8 protein-coding genes are annotated in these 19,312 nt (G+C 72.2%); 1 reads left to right on the top strand and 7 read right to left on the bottom strand.

Annotated elements, in window-relative coordinates; translation table 11 throughout:
• Nucleotides 1-32: 32 nt before the first annotated feature.
• The 3 genes from ACFY3D_RS23250 to ACFY3D_RS23240 all read right to left on the bottom strand — a co-directional run bounded on the left by ACFY3D_RS23250 (nt 33) and on the right by ACFY3D_RS23240 (nt 3,206).
• Nucleotides 33-899: a sulfotransferase family protein gene (locus ACFY3D_RS23250; protein WP_389982313.1), complete on the bottom strand. Its 867-nt coding sequence runs from the start codon at nt 897-899 to the stop codon at nt 33-35.
• Between the two features lie 100 nt (nt 900-999).
• Nucleotides 1,000-2,154 carry an alkaline phosphatase PhoX gene (locus tag ACFY3D_RS23245; RefSeq protein WP_389982309.1) on the bottom strand — a complete coding sequence of 385 codons (1,155 nt, stop codon included), beginning with the start codon at nt 2,152-2,154 and terminating at the stop codon, nt 1,000-1,002.
• Nucleotides 2,155-2,363: 209 nt separating this feature from the next.
• The gene (locus ACFY3D_RS23240) at nt 2,364-3,206 is read right to left on the bottom strand and encodes an AraC family transcriptional regulator (RefSeq protein ID WP_389982306.1); all 843 of its coding nucleotides are present in this window, start codon (nt 3,204-3,206) and stop codon (nt 2,364-2,366) included.
• A gap of 66 nt (nt 3,207-3,272) precedes the next feature.
• Between ACFY3D_RS23240 and ACFY3D_RS23235 the strand changes: the two genes are divergently transcribed.
• Nucleotides 3,273-3,683, top strand: a complete 411-nt coding sequence (locus ACFY3D_RS23235) for a DUF2000 family protein (protein ID WP_389982303.1) — start codon at nt 3,273-3,275, stop codon at nt 3,681-3,683.
• Between the two features lie 96 nt (nt 3,684-3,779).
• Here the strand turns inward: ACFY3D_RS23235 and ACFY3D_RS23230 are convergent, their stop codons facing one another.
• The 4 genes from ACFY3D_RS23230 to ACFY3D_RS23215 all read right to left on the bottom strand — a co-directional run bounded on the left by ACFY3D_RS23230 (nt 3,780) and on the right by ACFY3D_RS23215 (nt 19,251).
• The gene (locus ACFY3D_RS23230) at nt 3,780-4,085 is read right to left on the bottom strand and encodes a hypothetical protein (protein ID WP_389982300.1); all 306 of its coding nucleotides are present in this window, start codon (nt 4,083-4,085) and stop codon (nt 3,780-3,782) included.
• Between the two features lie 123 nt (nt 4,086-4,208).
• Complete coding sequence (locus tag ACFY3D_RS23225; RefSeq protein WP_389982297.1) at nt 4,209-5,483, bottom strand: lysine N(6)-hydroxylase/L-ornithine N(5)-oxygenase family protein; 1,275 nt, start codon at nt 5,481-5,483, stop codon at nt 4,209-4,211.
• Nucleotides 5,484-5,557: 74 nt separating this feature from the next.
• Nucleotides 5,558-6,589, bottom strand: coding sequence for an iron-siderophore ABC transporter substrate-binding protein (locus ACFY3D_RS23220; RefSeq protein ID WP_389982294.1), 1,032 nt, complete (start codon nt 6,587-6,589; stop codon nt 5,558-5,560).
• Between the two features lie 92 nt (nt 6,590-6,681).
• Nucleotides 6,682-19,251, bottom strand: a complete 12,570-nt coding sequence (locus tag ACFY3D_RS23215) for an amino acid adenylation domain-containing protein (RefSeq protein ID WP_389982291.1) — start codon at nt 19,249-19,251, stop codon at nt 6,682-6,684.
• Between the last annotated feature and the right edge of the window lie 61 nt (nt 19,252-19,312).

Below are 19,312 nucleotides of genomic sequence, written 5' to 3'. Positions count from 1 at the left end.
CGCTCACCGAGGGCTCGTCAGGATCGGCCCGGTCAGAGATATCCCCACTCGGCGCAGATCTCCCGGAGCTCCTCCGGGACCTCGTCTCGGGCGGGCAACGGCCGGCCGGGCTGGACCCTGCCGGTTCTGATCTTGTCGCGCCAGTCTCCGATGCCCTTCACGAACTCTCCGTGCTCGTGGTCTCCGTAACGGACCATGCCCGGCTCGTAGTCGATCCCGAGGTGGGCGCAGACTCCGCGCATCTCCTTCTCGGGGTCGGCGACGACTCTCTCGTAGGTCAGGGTGAGCCCGTCGAGCCGCCGCCGCGCCTCGGTGAGGTAGCGCATGTACCGCAGGGTGTGCTGGATCGCCTCCTCCCAGGGGCGTTCCAGCGGATCGGCCTCGTGCCACGACAGGGCGATCGAGGCGGGATGGCGCATCAGGAAGATGTAGCGCGCGTCCGGCCAGCAGGTCGCGAGGCGACGATGGGCGAAGACGTTGCTGGGCGTCTTGTCGACGATGATCTGCTTGCCGCTTCCGGTCAGCTCACGGTGGAGCATGCGATCCCACAGCAGGTGCTCGATGTCACTGGTGGAGAAGCCGAGCGTCTCCATCGCCTGCCGCAGCGGATCGGTGGTCAGCGTGACCGCCAGCCGCCGCACGTGCAGCTCGTGCGGCGCGTGGATCCGGGAATGGCTGTTGAGCATGACCCGCAGCAGGGTGGAGCCCGACCTCACCGGCGACAGCACGAACACCGGCTCGCGCACCAGCCGGTCGAGCTTGGGATCGGCCGGCGGCCGGGGGACGTCGGCGGGGGGTTGTGGCGCTGGAGGCGGCGGCGCGACTTCCCGCCGCACCCTGCTGACGCTGTAGCCCGTCATCCCTTCAAGAGCCGTGTTGACCCTGGTCTTCCATCCCATGGTCGAGCACCGTAGTGACCCCAGGCATCCGGAAAGTTAACGTGACCTGTGTGTTCACCGTGCTGGGTGGTGCGGCCGGCACCGCACCACCCAGCCGTCCTCAGGTGCGGAACGGACCGGTCACGCAGTAGGTGATCCCCCCGGAGGAGGAACCCGACGTGCCGCGCTGGGAGGAGAAGTACAGGCGATTGCCCGCGGGGGTGAAGGCCGGACCGGTGATTTCCGAGGATCCCTGACCGTTGACGCGCAGGAACGGGGAGACGGTGTCGTTGGGAGTGATCAGGCAGATCTCCATGTTGCCGCCGTCCTCGGCGACGTAGAGGTCACCGAAGGTCGAGCCGGTGATGTTGTCCACGCCGGTCAGCGGCGCGGTGCCGGGGCTGACGAGGTTGTCGTCGTAGGCGAGTTCGTAGGTACCGGCGGCGACGTTGACCTGCCAGACCCTGTTGTCGCCCTTGGTGGTGAACCACACGGTGTCGTCCGCGTAGTGGCATCCTTCGCCGCCGTTGAAGGACTTCGATCCGGAGACCTGGCTGCGGGTCACGGTCGGGGAACCATCGGGATCGGGAACGTTCGCCCAGGTGAAGGAGCCCGAGGTGGCCGAGCCCGCGCACAGCACCTGCAGCGTGCCTGAGGACAGGTCACCCCAGACGGAGGGGACGAAGCGGTAGAACCGCCCGTTGCTCTCGTCCTCGGTGAGGTAGACGACCTTGCGGACCGGGTCGGCGGCGGCCGCCTCGTGTTTGAAGCGGCCCATGGCGGGACGCTGTGTCGCCGCGCCGCCGAAGGGACGGGTCTCGTAGACGTAGCCGCGGTCGACCTCCTCACATGACAGCCAGGTGTTCCACGGTGTCGCGCCGCCCGCGCAGTTCTGCCGGGTGCCCGACAGGATCGAGGCGGCCGAGACGGCGTTGCCCGCCGCGTCGAAGCGGATCGCCGAGGCGCCGCCGCCGGGGTTGATCTCCGAGTTGGACACGTAGATCCAGCCGCTGCCGTCGGCGAAGCAGGCACCACCGTCGGGAGCGCTGTGCCAGGTGTAGGAGGTGCCGGGTACCACCTGGCCGGATCGGGCGACCACCCGGCTGGTGAACCCGGCGGGAAGCTGAATGCCGTTGGCGTCGGCGGCCAGCAGGGGACCGTAGGGGCCCGTGGCGTTCTGGGCCGGGGCCGCGAGGGCTCCCTGCCAGAGGCTTCCGGTGAAGGCCAGGGTGCTCGTGCCGAGCACCGAGGCACGAAGGAATGTGCGGCGTTCCATCGACGAACCTCCAGGACGAGGATCAGCAGAACAACTTCCCGAGTGATCTCGACGGTAGGGGCACCGGTGAACGGCTACCCGTGAACCTGGTTAATGACGCATGGCCGACATATGCCGTTTAAAAGGGAAAGAGCGCAATATTCCCATGCAACTCACTCGTCTCGTTGGACCCTAGGCCTGCCGGACGAACCCGCCGCCGGCCCGGTGGTTCACCCTCGGCAAGCGGCACGACGGTAGACGCCCGGGGTGATGCCGTAGCAGCGGACGAACCAGCGGGTCAGGTGGCTCTGGTCGGCGAAGCCGGTCTCGGCCGCGACGTCCGCGATCGGCAGGCCCCGAGACAGCAGCCCGCGAGCCGCGCGCAGGCGGACCTGCCGCTGGTACTCGCTCGGCGCCATCCCGTACGCCGCATGAAAGGCCCGATAGAGGGTGAACCTGCTGGATCCGGACAGGGCGGCGAGGGAGTCGGCGGTGTGGTCGGTCCGGTAGTCGTCCTCGAGCAGTTCCGCCGCGCGCCTCGCGAGGCCCGCCGTGCCCCGGCCTCCCGCCCGGAACCTCGGGCCCCTCGTGACGGGACCGCTGAGGGCCGCGCGGCGGACCAGGGCGGGGATGACCGCGTCCAGCAGCTCGTCCGCGACCAGGGCCGGGGCTCCGCCGAGGATCGCTGTGTGCAGACGGCCCAGCCCTCCTACGAGCACCGGGTCGTGGACGACCGGCTCTGCGAACAGCGGCAGCCCGACCGCGCGGTCCGCGACCCCGGCCAGCGCGGCGGAGACGAGCTCGGGGCCGATGTGCACGATCCGGTAGGTGAAACCCAGCTCGTCGGCCGCCCAGCCGTCGTGCGGGTCGTCCGGGTTGAACGCCATCACCATCCCCGGCGTGCTCGTGTGGCCCGCCCCCCGGCAGGTGAACGCCTGCCGGCCGTCGTCGGTGATCCCGAAGGAGTAGGTCTCGTGGCTGTGCCGGTGGTAGGTGTGCCGCTCGAAGTGGGCGTGCATCGCCTCCAGCCCCGGCAGGGGAGAGCGCCAGTAGCGCGACCAGTCACCGGACATGGGTCTATTCTCGCGCCGCACGAGCGTTCAAGCTCCGGCGAGGCGGTTGCGGCGATGCTGCCTGGCATGCGTTTCGACACGAAGATCGGCATTGTGGTGCGCGCGGACCTCGCCGTCTGGCAGAAGCTCAACGTCACCGCGTTCCTGGCGAGCGGTGTGGCGGGCGGCGGGCCCGAGGTGATGGGCGAACCGTACGCCGACGGGTCCGGCAACCGTTATCTGGCGATGTTCCGCCAGCCCGTCCTGGTCTACGCCGCGGACGAACCCGGCCTCGCCGCGGCGCACACCCGCGCGCTGGCACGCGGGCTGGAGGTGGCCCTGTACACGGAGGAGCTGTTCAAGACCGACCACGACGAGGACAACCGGGCCGCGGTGCGCGCCGTGCCCTCCGACAGGCTTCGCCTGGTCGGGCTCGCGGTGCACGGGCCGCGCAACGGGGTCGACAAGGTGCTCAAGGGGCTCGCCCTGCACCCCTGAGCCGAGGTGGAGTCCCCGTCCGCACCGCGAACCCTCGCGGTGCGGACGGCACGGCCACGCGGACCCGGTCGGTCCGCCTCCGCACGGCTCCCCCGGTCAGGGCTTGTTGATCTGCGCGGGAGGTGTCCCCTCGGGCTTGGGAATGCGGACGGTCTCGGAAGGCCTCTCCCCCTTGTTGCGCGCGGTCAGGGTCGGATAGCAGTCGTAGTAGCAGTAATAGAGGTCGCAGTACCGCAGGAAGCAGATCCAGCCGTCCTCGACCGTGTCCGAGCAGACCGCCGCCGGTGCGACCTGGGGCGACACGGCGTGGGCGGCGGTCATGGGAAGCAGGCCGAACAGGCCGGTGCCGGCCAGAACCGCCCCTGCCAGGCCGATACCGGCACTGCGGATCAAGGTATTCATGACTCTCCCCGGTTACCTATGGAACACAACGCCACCAAAAGTAATCAAGTAAATACACAGAGTCACGTAGCCGCTCACCCTCGTGTCGGGACGCCCCTGAGACCGCAGGCCACATACGGACGGTTACGACTCGGCTCCCTGGGGGACCTGCGCCGAGCGCCGGGCGATGGAGCGCACGATCTCCCCGGTGCGGACGGCGGTCATGGACAGCAGCGAGGAGGCGATCCCGTGGGTGCCCTCGGTCGCCCCCTGGAGGTAGACGCCCCAGGTCCGCCCGGGAGCGGTGGCGACCCGGTAGTCGCGCTCCACTCTCAGTTCGCCCTTCTCCCCCGTGAGGCAGTGCTCGCCCGCCTCGCCGAGCAGGTCTCGCGGGTCGCGCTCGCGGTAGCCGGTGGCGCAGACGACCGCGTCGGCCTCGATCGTGCTCACCTCGCCCGTGGGCAGGAAGCACACCCGGACGCGGGCGGTGTCGCCGTCGTCGTGCACGCTGAGCAGGCGGGAGGCGTTCAGCATGCGCAGCCGCTGGACCCCGGCGACCTTCTCGGCGTAGGAGCGCCGGTAGAGCTCGTCGATGAGGTCGAGATCCACCACCGAGTAGTTGGTGTTGCGGGAGTAGGCGAGCAACATGTGCTTCACCTCCTCTGGCGCGGTGAAGAAGTGGTCGACGGCCTGCGGGTCGAAGATGCGGTTGGCGAAGGGGCTGTCGTCGGCCGGCGAGTAGCCGTACCGGGTGAAGACCGCGCAGACCTCCGCCGACGGGTAGGTCCGGTGCAGGTGCTCGACGGCCTCGGCCGCGCTCTGCCCGGCACCGACCACGACGAACCGTGTGGGCTCGCGCCCGCCAAGGGTTTCGAGCCGGGTCAGCAGTTCCTCGGTGTGCCAGATCCGCTCGCCCTGCCGTACCCCTTCGGGGAGTACGGGGTCGAGTCCGACCGCGATCACGAGGTTGCGGGCCAGGCAGGTGTGCAGCTCGTCGCCGTGTTGCACGACGACCTCAAGGGTGTCGTCGTCGTGCGGACGCACCGCGACGACCTCGGAGTCGTAGCGCACCAGGCCGGCGAAGGAGGCCGCGGTCCACTCCAGGTAGTCGTGGAACTCCAGCCGGGTGGGGAACATGGTCTTGTGGTTGATGAAGTCGACCAGTCTCCCCTTCTCCTGGAGATAGGAAAGAAAGGAGTAGGGGCTGGCGGGGTTGCGCAGGGTGACCAGGTCCTTGAGGAAGTGGACCTGCATCGTGGCGCCCTCGATGAGCATGTCGCGGTGCCAGCCGAACCTCGGCTGCCTCTCGAAGAAGACCGCGTTCACGCCGGAGCCGTACTCCTCCTCCAGGGCCACCGCGAGCGCGAGGTTGGAAGGGCCGAAACCGATGCCCACGACGTCATAGACCGGGCTCGACATGTTCGCCTCTCACGTGCTGAAGGGGTGGTCCCCCGCGGCCGGGACGGCGGCGGGGGCGGTATGGAACGGGGGTTTCAGGCGGCGTCCGCGGCCTTGGCCGCCTTGGCGAGCTGGGGCACGACCTGGTCGATCACGTAGGGGACCGCGAGTGGCGTCGGTGTGCGCAGCGGCCAGAACGCCTTGAGGTCCAGCGGCACGTACGAGCCGCGCCTGACCACGTCGAGGCCGGCGAACAGCTTGCCGGCCTCGATCTTCCGCTGCGTGGCGGCGTCGTCGTTGTAGTGGCTGAGCAGCAGGTCGACGTCGAGGACCTTCACCTTCTCCATGCTCAGCTCGGCCGCGAAGCCCTCTCCGGGAAGCGCCTTGATCTCTTCGGGCAGCGCGAGCCCGAACTGGCCCAGCAGCTTGACGCTGATGTCGGTGTCGGACTTCATCACGCCGATGTTCCCCGAGGGGAAGACGCTGGTCAGCGCGAACTTCTTACCGGCCAGCTCGGGGTGGGCGGTCTTCACCGAGGCGATCTTCGCCTCGACGTCGGCGACGAGCCTCTCCCCCTCGTCCGTCCTGCCGACCGCCTTGGCGACCTGGCGGGCCACCGTCTGCCAGGAGTCCTCCGCGGGACCGGTCTCGTAGGCGGTGGTCGGCGCGAGCTGGGAGAGATTGGCGTACTCCTTGTCGATGTAGTAGTCGCCGCCCGCGAGGATCAGGTCGGGTTCGAGCGCGGCGATCTGCTCCAGCGAGAAGCCCGCCTCCCCGGCCTTCAGCAGCGTCGGCGCGGTGCCGGAGAGCTTCGGGGCGCTCCAGGGGGTGAGCCCGTCGTCCTGGATACCGGTGAGCTCCGCCATGGCGACGGGCTGCACGCCCAGGGCGAGCAGGGTGTCCTGGTCGGCCTCGCCGAGGGCGACGATGCGCTGGGGGGCGGATTCGATCGTGGTGGTGCCGAGTTTGTGCGTGATGGTGACCGGGAATCCGGGGGCGGCCTGGGCCGCGGGGGCGTTCGCGGCGGGCTGTTCGGCTCCGCCGCTCTCACCGGCGCACGCGCCCACCAGGCCGAGGCCGAGCAGCAGCGTTCCGGTCGCGGCCAGGCGGCGCATCGTGTCGCGCATGGGTATGGGTGTCCTTCCGAGGCCCGAGAGGGCGCTAAGAGTTAGGTTAGCCTCGCCTAAGTTAACAAGCTTTGGCGGTTGGGGGAAGCGTCTCATTCCAGGTGGTTCAGGAGTTCCGCGACGGTCTGGGCCGTCATGAGCGTCGCGACCTTCACTCCGCCGCATCCCGGCTCCCGCCGGAGGCGGCGCACCAACCCCATGACGAGCAGCGAGTGCCCGCCCAGGTCGAAGAAGTTGTCGTGCGGGCCGACCGCGTCCACCTCCAGGACCTCGGCGAACGCCCTGCACAGCATCGCCTCGCGGTCGTCGTCGCGCCGAGTCGCGCCACCGTCGCCGTCGCCGTCGGCGTCGGCGTCGGCGTCGCCGTGTCCGTGGCCGGTGACCGTACGGGCCGTGAGCGTCACGGGCAGGTCACTCAGACGCGTCCCGGGGTCGGCCGCGACGGTCTCCAGCACGCCGACGAGCGCCTCGATCATCGTGTCGATCGTGGCCCGGTCGAACAGGTCGGCCGAGTAGTCGACGACCAGATGGAGCCCCTCCCCCCTCTCCCGGAAGATGAAGTCGAGGTCGAACTTCGCCGCGGGCGGGCTGAAGAGCGCCTCCCGCTGCCGCAGCCCGGGAAAGCGCACGTCGCCCATCGACTGGTTCTCATAGCCGACCATCACCTGGAACAGCGGGTTGCGGCCGGGGACCCGAGGTGGCCGCAGGGCCTCGACGAGCACCTCGAACGGCAGGTCCTGGTTGGCGAGCCCGGCCAGGTCGGTGTCACGGACCCGGGCGAGCAGTTCGGCGAAGGAGGGGTCCCCCGAGGTGTCGGCGCGCAGCACGAGCGTGTTGACGAAGAAGCCGACCAAATCACCGGCCGCCTCGTCGGTACGACCCGCGACCGGGCTGCCCAGCGGGATGTCCTCCCCCGCTCCCGTGCGGTGCAACAGCGCGGCGACCGCGCTCTGGCAGACCATGAACATGCTCACCTGGGCATCGCGCGCCAGCTCGCGGAGCCGCCCGACCAGCGGAGGCGGCAGCCGCCTGGTCGTGGACCCGCCGCGCTGGCCGACGGTGGCGGGCCTGGGCCGGTCCACCGGCAGCGGGATCTCCTCCGGCATGCCCGCCAGGGCTCCGGTCCAGTAGGCGAGCTGGCGGGCGTGCGGGCTGCCCGGGTCGGCGGGGTCACCGAGCAGCTCACGCTGCCAGAGCGTGTAGTCGGCGTACTGCACGGCGGGCGGCTTCCACCCCGGCGTGCCGTCCGGCCCCTCGTCCGGCGCCCTTCCCTCCAGCCTCGCGGCGTAGGCGCTCGCCACATCCCTGGCGAACGGCCCGAACGACCACTCGTCGAACGCGATGTGATGGAAGACGGCGAGCAGTAGGTGCTCGTCCTCCCCTCCCGATTTCACGATTCCCCTGAACACCTCGGCCCTCGTGAGCTCTTCGGTTTCCGTGAATTCAGCGGACCTCGCGGCCTCCGCAGCCTCCACGGCCTCGGCGGACCTCGCGGGAATGAGCGCGACTCGCAACGGGATCTCGGTGGCGAGGTCGAACGGCCGCGCGATCACCTCCTCGGGCGAGCAGGTGGTGATCTCCAAGACGGGACGCGCGGCCTCCGGCGGCAGGATCCGCTGGTAGGGCACCCCCTCGTGCTCGGCGAAGACGGTACGCAGGCTCTCGTGCCGCGCCGTCACGTCGCCGATCGCGGCCCGCAGCGCGTCCACGTCCAGCTCGCCGCTCAGGTGCACGGCCAGCGGCAGGTGGTACGCCTCGCGCGGCCCGTCGTCCTCGCGCAGGATCTGGTCGAGTAGCCAGAGCCTGCGCTGCGCGTACGACAGCGGGACGCGCTCCGGCCGTTTTCCCGGCACCAGCGGGGGCCTGAGCGTGACACCGGCCCTGTCGTGCAGCCGGGTGGCCAGCTCGGCGACGTTCGGCGCCTCGAACAGGTCACGGATCGCGAGCTCGGTGCGCAGCACCGCGCGGACCCTGCCGACGAGCCGGGTCGCCAGTAGCGAGTGCCCGCCCAGGTCGAAGAAGTCGTCGTCCACGCCGACGCCGGGGACGTCGAGCACCTCGCCGAACAGGGTGCACAGCAGGTGTTCCACGGCGGTCCTGGCCGCGCGGCCCGACCCGCGCGGCCCCTGCCGGTCGGGGGCGGGCAGCGCCCGCCGGTCCAGCTTGCCGTTGACGGTGAGCGGCAGCGCGTCCAGCGTGACGACCGCGCTCGGCACCATGTAGCCGGGCAGCCGCCTCTTGAGTCCTTCGCGCACTCGCGCGGCGAGCGCCCCGTGGTCGCGGGCCGCCGCCGGGTTGTTCGCGTAGGACGCGGGCCCGCGCTCCGGGTCCGCGGGGAGGAAGGCGGCCCCTCCGCCGAAGACGGCGTCGTAGTGGCCGATCTCGTCCGACGGGGTGGTCACCACACCGGCATCGAGCGCGTACATCAGTTCGGGCTCGATCCCTCTCGGGGGGTCCTGGAGCAGCTCGCGCGCCTTCCGGTGCGGGGCGCCGCCCTCCAGCGCGCGCAGCGCGGCGAGTTCGGCCGAGAGCCTGGGGTCGGGGATGGCACGCACCCGCAGCGGCCCGGAGCGAGCGGCGAGGCGGGCCGTCAGGTCCTCCATTCCCGCCCAGTCCACGACCGTGGTCCCCGCGGGCGACGCGACCTGACTCGCACCGGTCCGCGGGTCGGTCCGCGAGTCGAGCGGTGCGCCGGTCCGCGCGGCGAAGTTCACGGCAAGGTTCGCGGTGGGTGACTTCCACAGGGTCACGTCGTAGCGGTGCCTGCTGAGCTCGTTGTGGTGGACGCCCCGCTTGGTGCGGATCTCCACCCGCGCGGCCAGGCCGAGGGCGGTGAAGAACGCGGGGTCGAGCAGGAGCTCCTTCTCCATCCGCACGGCCCGGTCGATCGCCGCCGTACCGGCACCGGAACCGTCGTCGTCGCCCCGGCCGAGCCGGATCGCCGCGTGCAGGCAGCGCACCGACCGCAGGTCGCGCACGTCGCCCACGAACAGCGCGCCACCGGGGGCGAGCAGGTCCATCGCGGCGGCGATCACGTCGGCGAGGTATCCGGCGCTCGGGAAGTACTGGACCACGGAGTTGACGACGATCGTGTCGAAGTGGCCCGCGGGCAGGCCGGTGGTGTCGTGCGCGGCCTGGCAGCTCAGGCGTACCGGCGAGCCGGGGCCGAGGTCGGCCCGGAGCTTGGCGATGACGGGCGCCGCGAAGTCGGTGCCCCAGTACTCGTCGCAGCCGGGGGCGAGCCGCGACAGCAGCAGGCCGGTGCCCACGCCGATCTCCAGCACCCGCCGAGGGCCGAGGGCCTCGACGCGGGCCACGGTGGTGTCGCGCCACTCGCGCATGTGCTCCAGCGGGATCGGCGACCCGTCGTAGCTGCTGTCCCAGCCGGCGAAGTCCTCGGTGTGGACGGCGGTGCCGATCTCGGTGTACTCGGCGTCGTAGATCTGCCGCCATTCGGCCAGGTGCTCGCGCTCGGCGTCGGGCCGCGCGACTCCGTCGGGCACCACGTAGCCGATGAGGCGCTTCACGCCGGGCACCTCGGTACCGACGGCGACGACGGCGGCCTGCCCCACACCCGGCTCGGCGGCGAGCGCGGTCTCGACCTCCTCCAGCTCGACCCGGTAACCGCGGATCTTCACCTGCTCGTCGGTACGGCCGAGGAAGTCGATGTTGCCGTCCCGGCGCACCCGTACGAGGTCTCCGGTGCGATACATCCGGCCGCCGCCGAACGGGTCGGCGACGAACCGCTCGGCGGTCAGGCCCGGCCGGTCGAGGTAGCCCCTGGCCAGACCCGCCCCGGCGATGTAGAGCTCTCCCGGCGTGCCCGGCGGTACCGGGCGCAGCCAGCCGTCGAGCACGTAGCCTCGGGTGTTCCAGATCGGCCTGCCGACCGTGGGGGTGGCGCTGTCCTCGGTGCCGCCGCCCAGCGTGTTGATGGTGTACTCGGTCGGGCCGTAGAGGTTGTAGCCCAGCACCCCCTCGGCCTCCGCGAGCCGGTCCCACACGGCGGCCGGGACGGCCTCGCCGCCCAGCAGCACGAGCGGCGGGCGGTGCTCGCCGTCCAGCAGCCCCTCCTCCAGGAGCTGCTGGGCGTAGGTCGGCGTCACGTTGACGACGTCGACGCGGTGACGCCGCAGGTATTCGGTGAGCGCCTCGGCGTCGCGCCGCAGCTCCTCGTCGCAGACGTGCACCTCGTGGCCCTCGATGAGCCAGAGCAGCTCCTCCCACGACATGTCGAAGGAGAACGACACGGTGTGCGCGATCCGCAGCCGCCGCCCGGCCGAGGCCACCACCGGGTCGAAGATGTTGGCCCGGTGGTTGAACTGCATGTTGGTCAGACCCCGGTAGGGGGTGACCACTCCCTTGGGACGTCCGGTCGACCCCGAGGTGTAGATCACATATGCCGGGTGCTCCAGCCGTCCGGGCACGTCCCTGCCGAAGCCGGGCAGTTCCTCGTCCGTCAGCCCGGTGCCGGGCAGGCCCGCCAGCGTCTCCCGTACGGCGGGGTCGTCGAGCGGGATCGAGGCGCCGGGGTTCGCCAGCCCGGCGGCGATGTCGCGGTGCGAGACCAGGCAGACGGGGGCGGCATCGGCCAGCATGAAGTCGAGCCGCTCTGCCGGGTAGTCCAGTTCCAGGGGAAGGTAGGCGGCGCCCGTCTTGAGCACCGCGAACAGCGCGACGACCATCTCGGCGGAGCGGGGCAGGGCGAGGGCGACCACCCGTTCCGGGCCCGCGCCGTGCGCCTTCAGCAGCCGGGCGAGGCGGTTGGCGGCGGCGTCCAGCTCGGCGTAGGTGAGTCGCGTGTCCGGCTGGGAGACCAGGGCGAGCTCGTCCGGGGTGCGCGTGGCCTGCTCGGCGAGGAGTTCGGCGATGGTGAGGTCGGGGACGGGCCGTTCGGCCTCGGCCCAGTCGCGGCGCAGCCGGTCGTGCTCGTCGGGCAGGAGCGGGTCGAGCCGGTGGCAGGGGGTGTCGGGTTCGGTGGCGACGGTCTCCAGGAGGCGTACGTACCGGTCGGTGAGACGCCTCGCCTCGGTCTCGGTGAAGGCGTCGCCCCGATACATGACCCGCAGGCCGGCGCCGGGCTCGACGACCATGGTGAGCGGGTAGTGGGTCGCGTCGCGCACCTGACGGCCGGTCACCCGCACGTCGCCGCCGGGGCCGAAGCCGCGTCCGGTGGGCATGCCGGGGAAGTTCTGGAACACGAAGAGGGTGTCGAAGAGGGTCCCGAGGCCCGCCACCCGCTGCACGTCGGCGAGCGCGACGTAGGAGTGGTCGAACAGCTCCGAGGTGAACGTCTGCACCCGTTCCAGGACGGTGCGCAGCGGATCGGCCGCCGAGGCGCGCATCCGGACCGGGACGGTGTTGAACAGCAGGCCGACGACGGACTCGACGCCGTCGACGTCGGGGTGGCGGCCGGACACCGAGACGCCGAAGACCACGTCGTCGCGGCCGGTGAGAGCGGTCAGGAGCAGCCCCCAGGCGCTCTCGTACAGGGTGCCGAGGGTGAGGCCGGACTCGCGGGCGCGGGCGTCGAGCCGGGCGGCGAGGCCGTCGGGCAGCGCACGGTGGATCTCCCCCGCGGTGGTGAGGTCGGCGGGCCGGTCGATCAGGTCCGGCCGCAGCAGGGTCGGCTCGTCGAGCCCTTCGAGGGCACGGCCCCACGTCTTGATCGTGGCCTGCCGGTCCTGCCCGTTCACCCAGTCGAGGTAGGCGTGGAAGGGGGTCACGGGCCGGGCGCGCTCGGTGCCGGCGTCGGTGTAGAACTCCAGCAGCGAGGTGACGAGCAGGCCACCCGACCAGCCGTCCAGCAGGATCAGCTCGGAGGTGAGCACCAGCCGGAAGTCGTCCTCGCCCACCCTGGCCAGCGCGAAGCGGATCAGCGGCGGCTCGCCGGGGACGAACGGCCGGGCGCGCTGGGCCTCGACGAACTCCTCCAGCGCCCGCTGGTCACCGGTCTCGGCGTAGGTCCAGTCGACCTCGAAGCGTTCGGGGACGAACTGCACGCTGCGGCCGCCGTCGGTGCGGAACCCGGCCCGCAGGTTGGGGAACTTCAGCAGCACCTCGCGCGCGGCTCCGGCCAGCCGGTCGGGATCGACCGGCCCCGCCAGGGTCACCACGGCCTGCTGGACGTAGATGTCGCGGTCCCCACCGGCCAGCATCAGGTGGAAGAGCAGTCCTTCCTGCAAAGGCGAGAGCGGCAGCTCGGCCCGTGTCCGCACCGGGCCGTCCGCCACGACCTCGGCGGGCGGTCGGGAAAGGTCCGCGACCTTGGCCAGGGCCTCGACGGTACGCAGCCGGAAGACGTCACGGACGGCGAAGGGGAACCCGGCCCGGCGGGCACGTCCCACCAGCAGGGCCGCGCTGATGCTGTCGCCGCCGGTGCGGAAGAAGTCGTCGTCGGCGTTGACGCCGTCCCGCCCGAGGGTCTCGGCGACGAGCCGGGCGACGGCGCGCTCGGTGTCGGTTCGCGGCGCCCTGCCCTCGCGGACGGCGGGCTCGGGCAGCGCGCGGCGGTCGAGCTTGCCGTTGGGAGTGCGCGGCAGACGGTCGAGGCCGACGAGTACGGCGGGGACGAGGTGGTCGGGCAGGATCTCACCGAGCCGGGCCCGCAGCGCGTCCAGGTCGGGCTCGGAACCGGGGTCACCCACGACGTAGCCGACGAGGCGCGGCCCCGAGCGGGCCGCCACGGCCGCCTGGCGCACGCCGGGCTGTGCGGCGAGCACCGCCTCGACCTCTCCCGGCTCGACGCGGAAGCCTCGGATCTTGACCTGGTCGTCGGCCCGGCCCAGGAAGTCCAGGCCGCCGTCGCGGCGGCGGCGCACCCGGTCGCCGGTGCGGTAGAGCCGCGATCCCGGCGGGCCGAAGGGGCTGGCCACGAACCGCTCGGCGGTGCGGGCCGGGTCCTTGAGATACCCGCGCGCCAGGCCGTCCCCGGCGAGGTAGAGCTCGCCGACCGCGACCTCGCGGAGCCCGGCGTCCAGGACGTACGCCACGGTGTTGGCGATCGGGACCAGTCCGCCGCCGCCCTCGGCGATCAGGCTGTCCCCGGCCGCCTCCGAGCAGCCGTACAGGTTGACCAGCCGGGCGGGAACCCGCCGGGCCAGGGTGGCGGGCAGCGCCTCGCCGCTGCTCACCCAGGTGGTCACCGAGCCGAGCCTCCCGCTCGGCGCGCCCTTCCCGGGCTCCCGAGGCTCCTCGGCTTCTCCAACGTCCCCGTTGCGCGCGCTCTGCCCGGGCTCACCGTTTTCTCCGGGCCGTTCGTTGCGTGCGGCCTCCCCCGTCTTCTCCCTCTCCTCGTTCTCCATGAGCGCGGCCAGCAGGCTCGGCACGACCGTCACCAGGTTCACACCGTGGCGGTGGATCAGCTCGGCGAGGGCGAGCGCGTCGGTGGCGGTGTCGTCGTCCGCGACGACGACGGTGTCACCGGCGACGAGGCCGCCGAGCAGCTCGGTACTGCCGTCGATGAAGGCCGGTGAGCTCTTGGCGACCCGCACGCCGACGGTGGCGAGGTCCGCACCCCAGGCGAGCCGGTTGGCCAGGGCCCGCTGGGTGCCGACGACGGCCTTCGGGGTCCCGGTGGATCCCGAAGTGAAGATCACGTACGCGGGGTGGTCGGGGAGGATCGGAGTCCTCGCGCGAGGCGGGGCGTCCGATGGCGGCTCGTCTACGCCGAGGACGAGCAGGGGCCCGGCGGTGTCGAGCATCAGGTCGATCCTGGAGCGCGGGTAGGTCGTGTCGATCGGCAGGTAGGCCGCGCCGGTCTTGAGCACGGCGAGCAGGGCGACGACGAACTCGGCCGAGCGGGGCAGCGCGATCGCGACGATCTCCTCGGGACCCGCCCCCGCCGCGGCGAGCCGGTCGGCGAGGGCCTCGGCGCGCTCGTCGAGCTCGGCGTAGCTGAGCGTGATCCCGCCGTCGCCACAGACGTCACCGCGGACGTCACCGCAGACGACGGCCGTGGCGTGCGGGGTGCGCGCCACCTGCGCCTCGATCCGCTGGGCGACGGTGAGCGGGGCGAACCCGTCCACGGGGCCGGGTCCCGCGAGCGGCCCGAGCGGGGCGCGGAGCGACGACAGGCGCCGCGCCGGGTCCTCGGTGACCTGGTCGAGCAGCTCGCCGAGGTCGGCGATCATGCCGGTGACGGTCTCGGTGTCGAAGAGGTCCGTGGCGTAGGCGACGAACCCCTCGATCAGTTCCTCGCCCTCGGCGAAGTAGACGTCCAGGTCGAACTTGACGCCGCCGGTCTCGGGAAGGAACGGTTCCGCGCGTACGCCGGGCAGCCGCAGCCGCACGTCCTCCAGCCGCTGATGGACGATCATCACCTGGAACAGCGGGCTGCGGGCGAGCGAGCGTTCGGGGGCGAGCCGCTCCACCACCTGCTCGAACGGCACGTCCGCGTTGGAGAACGCGGCCAGGTCGGTGCGGCGGACCCGCTCCAGGAGTTCGGTGAAGGTGGGGTCGCCGGTCAGGTCGGTGCGCAGCACGACGAGGTTGACGAACACGCCGACCAGGTCCGCGAGGTCCGCGTCGGTACGGCCCGCGACGGGCGAGCCGAGCGCCACGTCGTCGCCCGCTCCGGCCCGGTGCAGGAGCGCGGCGACGGCGGCGTGCAGGACCATGAAGACGCTGGTGCCGGTCTCCAGGGCGAGCCGTCGCGCCCCGGCCGACGGCAGCCGGAACGGTACCAGCCCGCCCCGGTGGCTCGCCTCGGCGGGGCGGGGCCGGTCGGCCGGTGGCGTGCTCTCCTCGGGCAGCCCGCGCAGTGTCCGTTCCCAGAAGTCGAGCCGGTCCGCGGGAGCCGGGGACTCGTTCCGCCAGACGGCGTAGTCGGCGTACCGCACGGGCAGCGGCGCCCAGTCGGGCGCGGTGCCCGTCCTGCGGGCGGTGTAGGCGCGTGACAGGTCGGCGAGCAGCGGGGTGAACGACCACTCGTCGGCGGCGGCGTGGTGCTGGAGTATCACCAGCACCGACTCCTCGGCACGGACCCGCAGCAGGGTGGCCCGGATGGGCAGGTCGGTCCCGAGGTCGAAGACGTGCGAGGCGGCCCTCGTCTCGGCCGCGCGCACCCGTTCCTCCGGCCGGCCGCGCACGTCCACCACGTCGAAGGCGACCTCGAAGGTGTCGAGGACGCGCTGGACCGGCAGCCCGTCGGGGCCCTCCTCCAGCAGGGTGCGCAGTGCCTCGTGCCGGGTGACGACGTCGGCGAACGCGGCGCGCAGCGCGTCGACGTCGACCGGCCCGTACAGGCGCAGGCCCAGCGGCAGCGCGTCGGCGGCCGAGGGGCCGCGCAGGCGTTCCTCGAACCAGAAGCCGCGCTGGGCGGGAGAGGCGGGCACGATCTCGGGCCTGCTCACGTCGCGGACCCTCGGCCGGGTGCCCCGTACCAGCCTGGGCGCGAGCGTGGCGACCGTGGGCGCCTCGAAGACGTCGGCGACGGTGAGCTCGGCGTCGAGCGCGGCGCGCACCCGCCCGGCGAGGCGGGTGGCCAGCAGGGAGTGGCCGCCCAGGGCGAAGAAGTCGTCGTCGATGCCCACGGCGTTTAGGCCGAGGGTCTCGGCGAAGACCGCGCACAGCGCCGTCTCTCGGTCGTCGCGCGGACCTCGGCTCGACACCCGTGCCTCGGGCGCGGGCAGCGCGGCCCGGTCGAGCTTGCCGTTGACGGTACGAGGCAGTGCCTCAAGCCGGACGATCGCCGAGGGAAGCATGTACTCGGGCAGCGTCTCGGCCGCCGTCGCCCGAAGGTCCGCCTCGTCGAGGTCTCCGTCCGGCACCACGTACGCGACGAGCCGCTTCTCGCCGGGCGCGTCCTCGCGGACCACGACGGCGGCCTGGACGACGCCGGGGTGGGCGGCGAGCACGGCCTGCACCTCGGCGGGCTCGATGCGGAACCCGCGGATCTTCACCTGGTCGTCGGTGCGTCCCAGGTATTCCAGCGATCCGTCGCGGCACCGGCGTGCCAGGTCGCCGGTGCGGTACATGCGCTCGCCCGGCGGGCCGAAGGGGTCGGCGACGAAGCGTTCCGCGGTGAGGCCCGGCCTGCCCGCGTAGCCGCGCGCCAGCTGCGTCCCGGCGAGGTAGAGCTCGCCGGGGACACCGATCGGGGCGGGGCGCAGCGCGGCGTCCAGGACGTAGGCGCGGGTGTTGGGGAACGGCCTGCCGATCCCCGAGGACGGAAGCTCGGCGGAGGTCGCCCAGATCGTCGCCTCGGTCGGCCCGTACACGTTGACGGCCGACGCCGCCACCGCGTGGAGGGTGCCGGCGAGCGCCGCCGGAAGGGCCTCACCGCCGACGAGCACCCGCAGCCCGCGCAGCGCGGCCGGGTCCAGCGAGCCCAGCAGTGACGGGGTGCCCTGGACGATCGTCGCCCCGGTGAGCAGCGCGCCCAGCGCCGCCGGGTCGCGTACGCTCTCGCGCCCGGCGAGCACGACGGTCGCGCCGCTGATCAGCGGCACGTACAGTTCCAGCGCGGCGATGTCGAACGCGATCGTGGTCACCGCGACCAGCCGGTCGGCGGCGTCCAGGGCGAGACGCTCCCTCATGGTGAGCAGGAACGCGGTGAGCGCGGTGTGCGGGACGGCCACGCCCTTGGGCCGGCCGGTCGAACCCGAGGTGTAGATGACGTACGCCAGGTCGCCGCCTCGGACCGGATACGACTCCTGGCCTGCGGTCGGCCCGGGGTGCGCGCCGGGGAACGTGTCGTCCGGCGTCGGCGTCTCGGCGCGGGGGGCGGCGAGCACCGGGGGGACATGGGCGGGGCGGAGCGCACCGTCCTGGTGCGAGGGCTCGGTTGTCAGCGTCTGGGGTGTCAGCGTCTCGGTTCCCCGCGGGATGAGGGCGGCCGTCTCCGGGGTCGCGATCGCGCAGAGCGGGGCGGCGTCCCGGATCATGTAGGCGATCCGGTCGGCCGGGTGGTCCAGGTCCAGCGGCAGGTAGGCGGCGCCGGACTTCAGCACGGCGAGCAGCGCGACCACCAGGTCGGGGGTGCGGGGCAGGGCCAGGGCGACGACCCGGCCGGGTCCCGCGCCGCGCTCGCGCAGCACCCGGGCGAGGGCCGAGGCCCGCAGGTCCAGCTCGGCGTAGGTGAGCGTGGCCCCGCCAGTGCCCTCGACGGCGCCCTCGACGGCGACCGCGCCGGGAGTGCGGGCGGCCTGCTCCTCGAACAGGGAGGTCACCGTCGTGTCCTCGACGGGCCGCGCGGTGTCGTTCCACTCCTCCAGCAGGGCCGCCTCGGCCGCACCGAGCAGCCTCAGGTCGGCGATCCGCCGGTCCGGGCGGCTCACCGCGTCGCCGAGCAGCGTCTCCAGATGGCCGAGGAGCGCGTCGATGCGCTCGTCGTCGAACAGCTCGCGACGGAAGGTGGCCTCGACGGTCATCCCCCGGGGCCTGACGAATGCCTCCAGCGACAGGTCGAAGTGGGTGGTGCCGTTGTGGATGTGCGTCCAGCTCGTGGTGACGCCCGGTAGGTCCAGGTCGCCGATCTCCTGGGCGAGAAAGAGCAGCATGGTGTCGAAGAACGGCGAGCCGCCGCGCCTGCGGGCGGGCCGCAGCTCCCGCACGATCGTGTCGTAGGGCAGTGTCCGGTGCGCGAACCCCTCGGTGCAGGTGTCGCGGACCCGGCGCAGGACCTCGCGGAAGGTGGGCGCGCCGGACAGGTCGGTGCGCAGCACGAGGGTGTTGCCGAAGTTCCCGGCCAGCCGCTCGATCTCGGTGTGCTCGCGGTTCATCACCGCCGAACCGATCGCGATGTCGGTCGCGCCGGTGTAGCGGTGCAGGAGCACGGCGTGGGCGGCGAGCATCACCATGTACGGGGTGAGGTTCTCCCCGGCGGCCAGTTTCCGCATGCCGTCGGTGACGGTGTCGTCGAAGCGGCGGGCCCTGCGTCCGCCGCGCTCGGAGGCGGTCGCGCCGCGCGGGCGGTCGGCGGGCAGGTCCAGGGGCGCGGGCGGCGGGTCGAGGCGCCGCCGCCAGTAGTCCATCTCCTCGGCCGGGTACGGGCGCCTCTGCTCCCAGTCGGCGTAGTCGGGATAGTGGACGGTGAGCGTGGGCAGGCCGTCCGGCTCACCGGAGACGGCTGCGCGGTACAGGGCCGACAGGTCCCGTGAGAGCGAACCCCAGGTCATGCCGTCCCAGGCGATGTGGTGCACGACCAGGACCAGGGCGTGGTCGTCGACGCCGAGCCTGAGCAGTTCCAGCCGGATCGGCCGCTCGGCGCGCAGGTCGAAGGGGAGCGCCGCGAGCCGCTCGGCGTACGCCTCGGCGTCGTCGGTGGCATCGGTGGCATCGGTGGCATCGGTGGCATGGTCACGCACCGGCAGGTCGAAGGAGTCGTCGGCGAGGACGTACTGCACCGGCGTCCCGTCGTCGTTCTCGTCGTAGACGGTGCGCAGCACGGCGTGCCTGCGCAGGAGCGCGCGCAGCGCCTCGCGGAGCGCCTCGGGGTCGAGCGCGCCCGACATGCGTACCAGCAGGCAGACGTTGTAGGCGGGGCTGGAGGGGAACGTCCGGTGGTGCAGCCACATGCTCTGCTGCGCGTACGACAGCGGGGCGGGGCCGTCACAGGCGCGTGGGGTGATCCGGTCCCTGCCGGATCCGAGCCCCGCCTCGGTCATCATCCGCCGCATCAGTTCGCGCCGCTGCGCGACGTCCTGCCGCTGTTCCCGCACGCTCAACGTCCTTAGTGGCCGGGGTCGGGCACTCTGTCCCGCATCGGAACTTAGGTTAGCC

The organism is Streptosporangium sp. NPDC000509, from assembly GCF_042898365.1.
Taxonomy (GTDB): Bacteria; Actinomycetota; Actinomycetes; order Streptosporangiales; family Streptosporangiaceae; genus Streptosporangium.
This window is presented reverse-complemented; position numbering and strand designations above follow the sequence as displayed.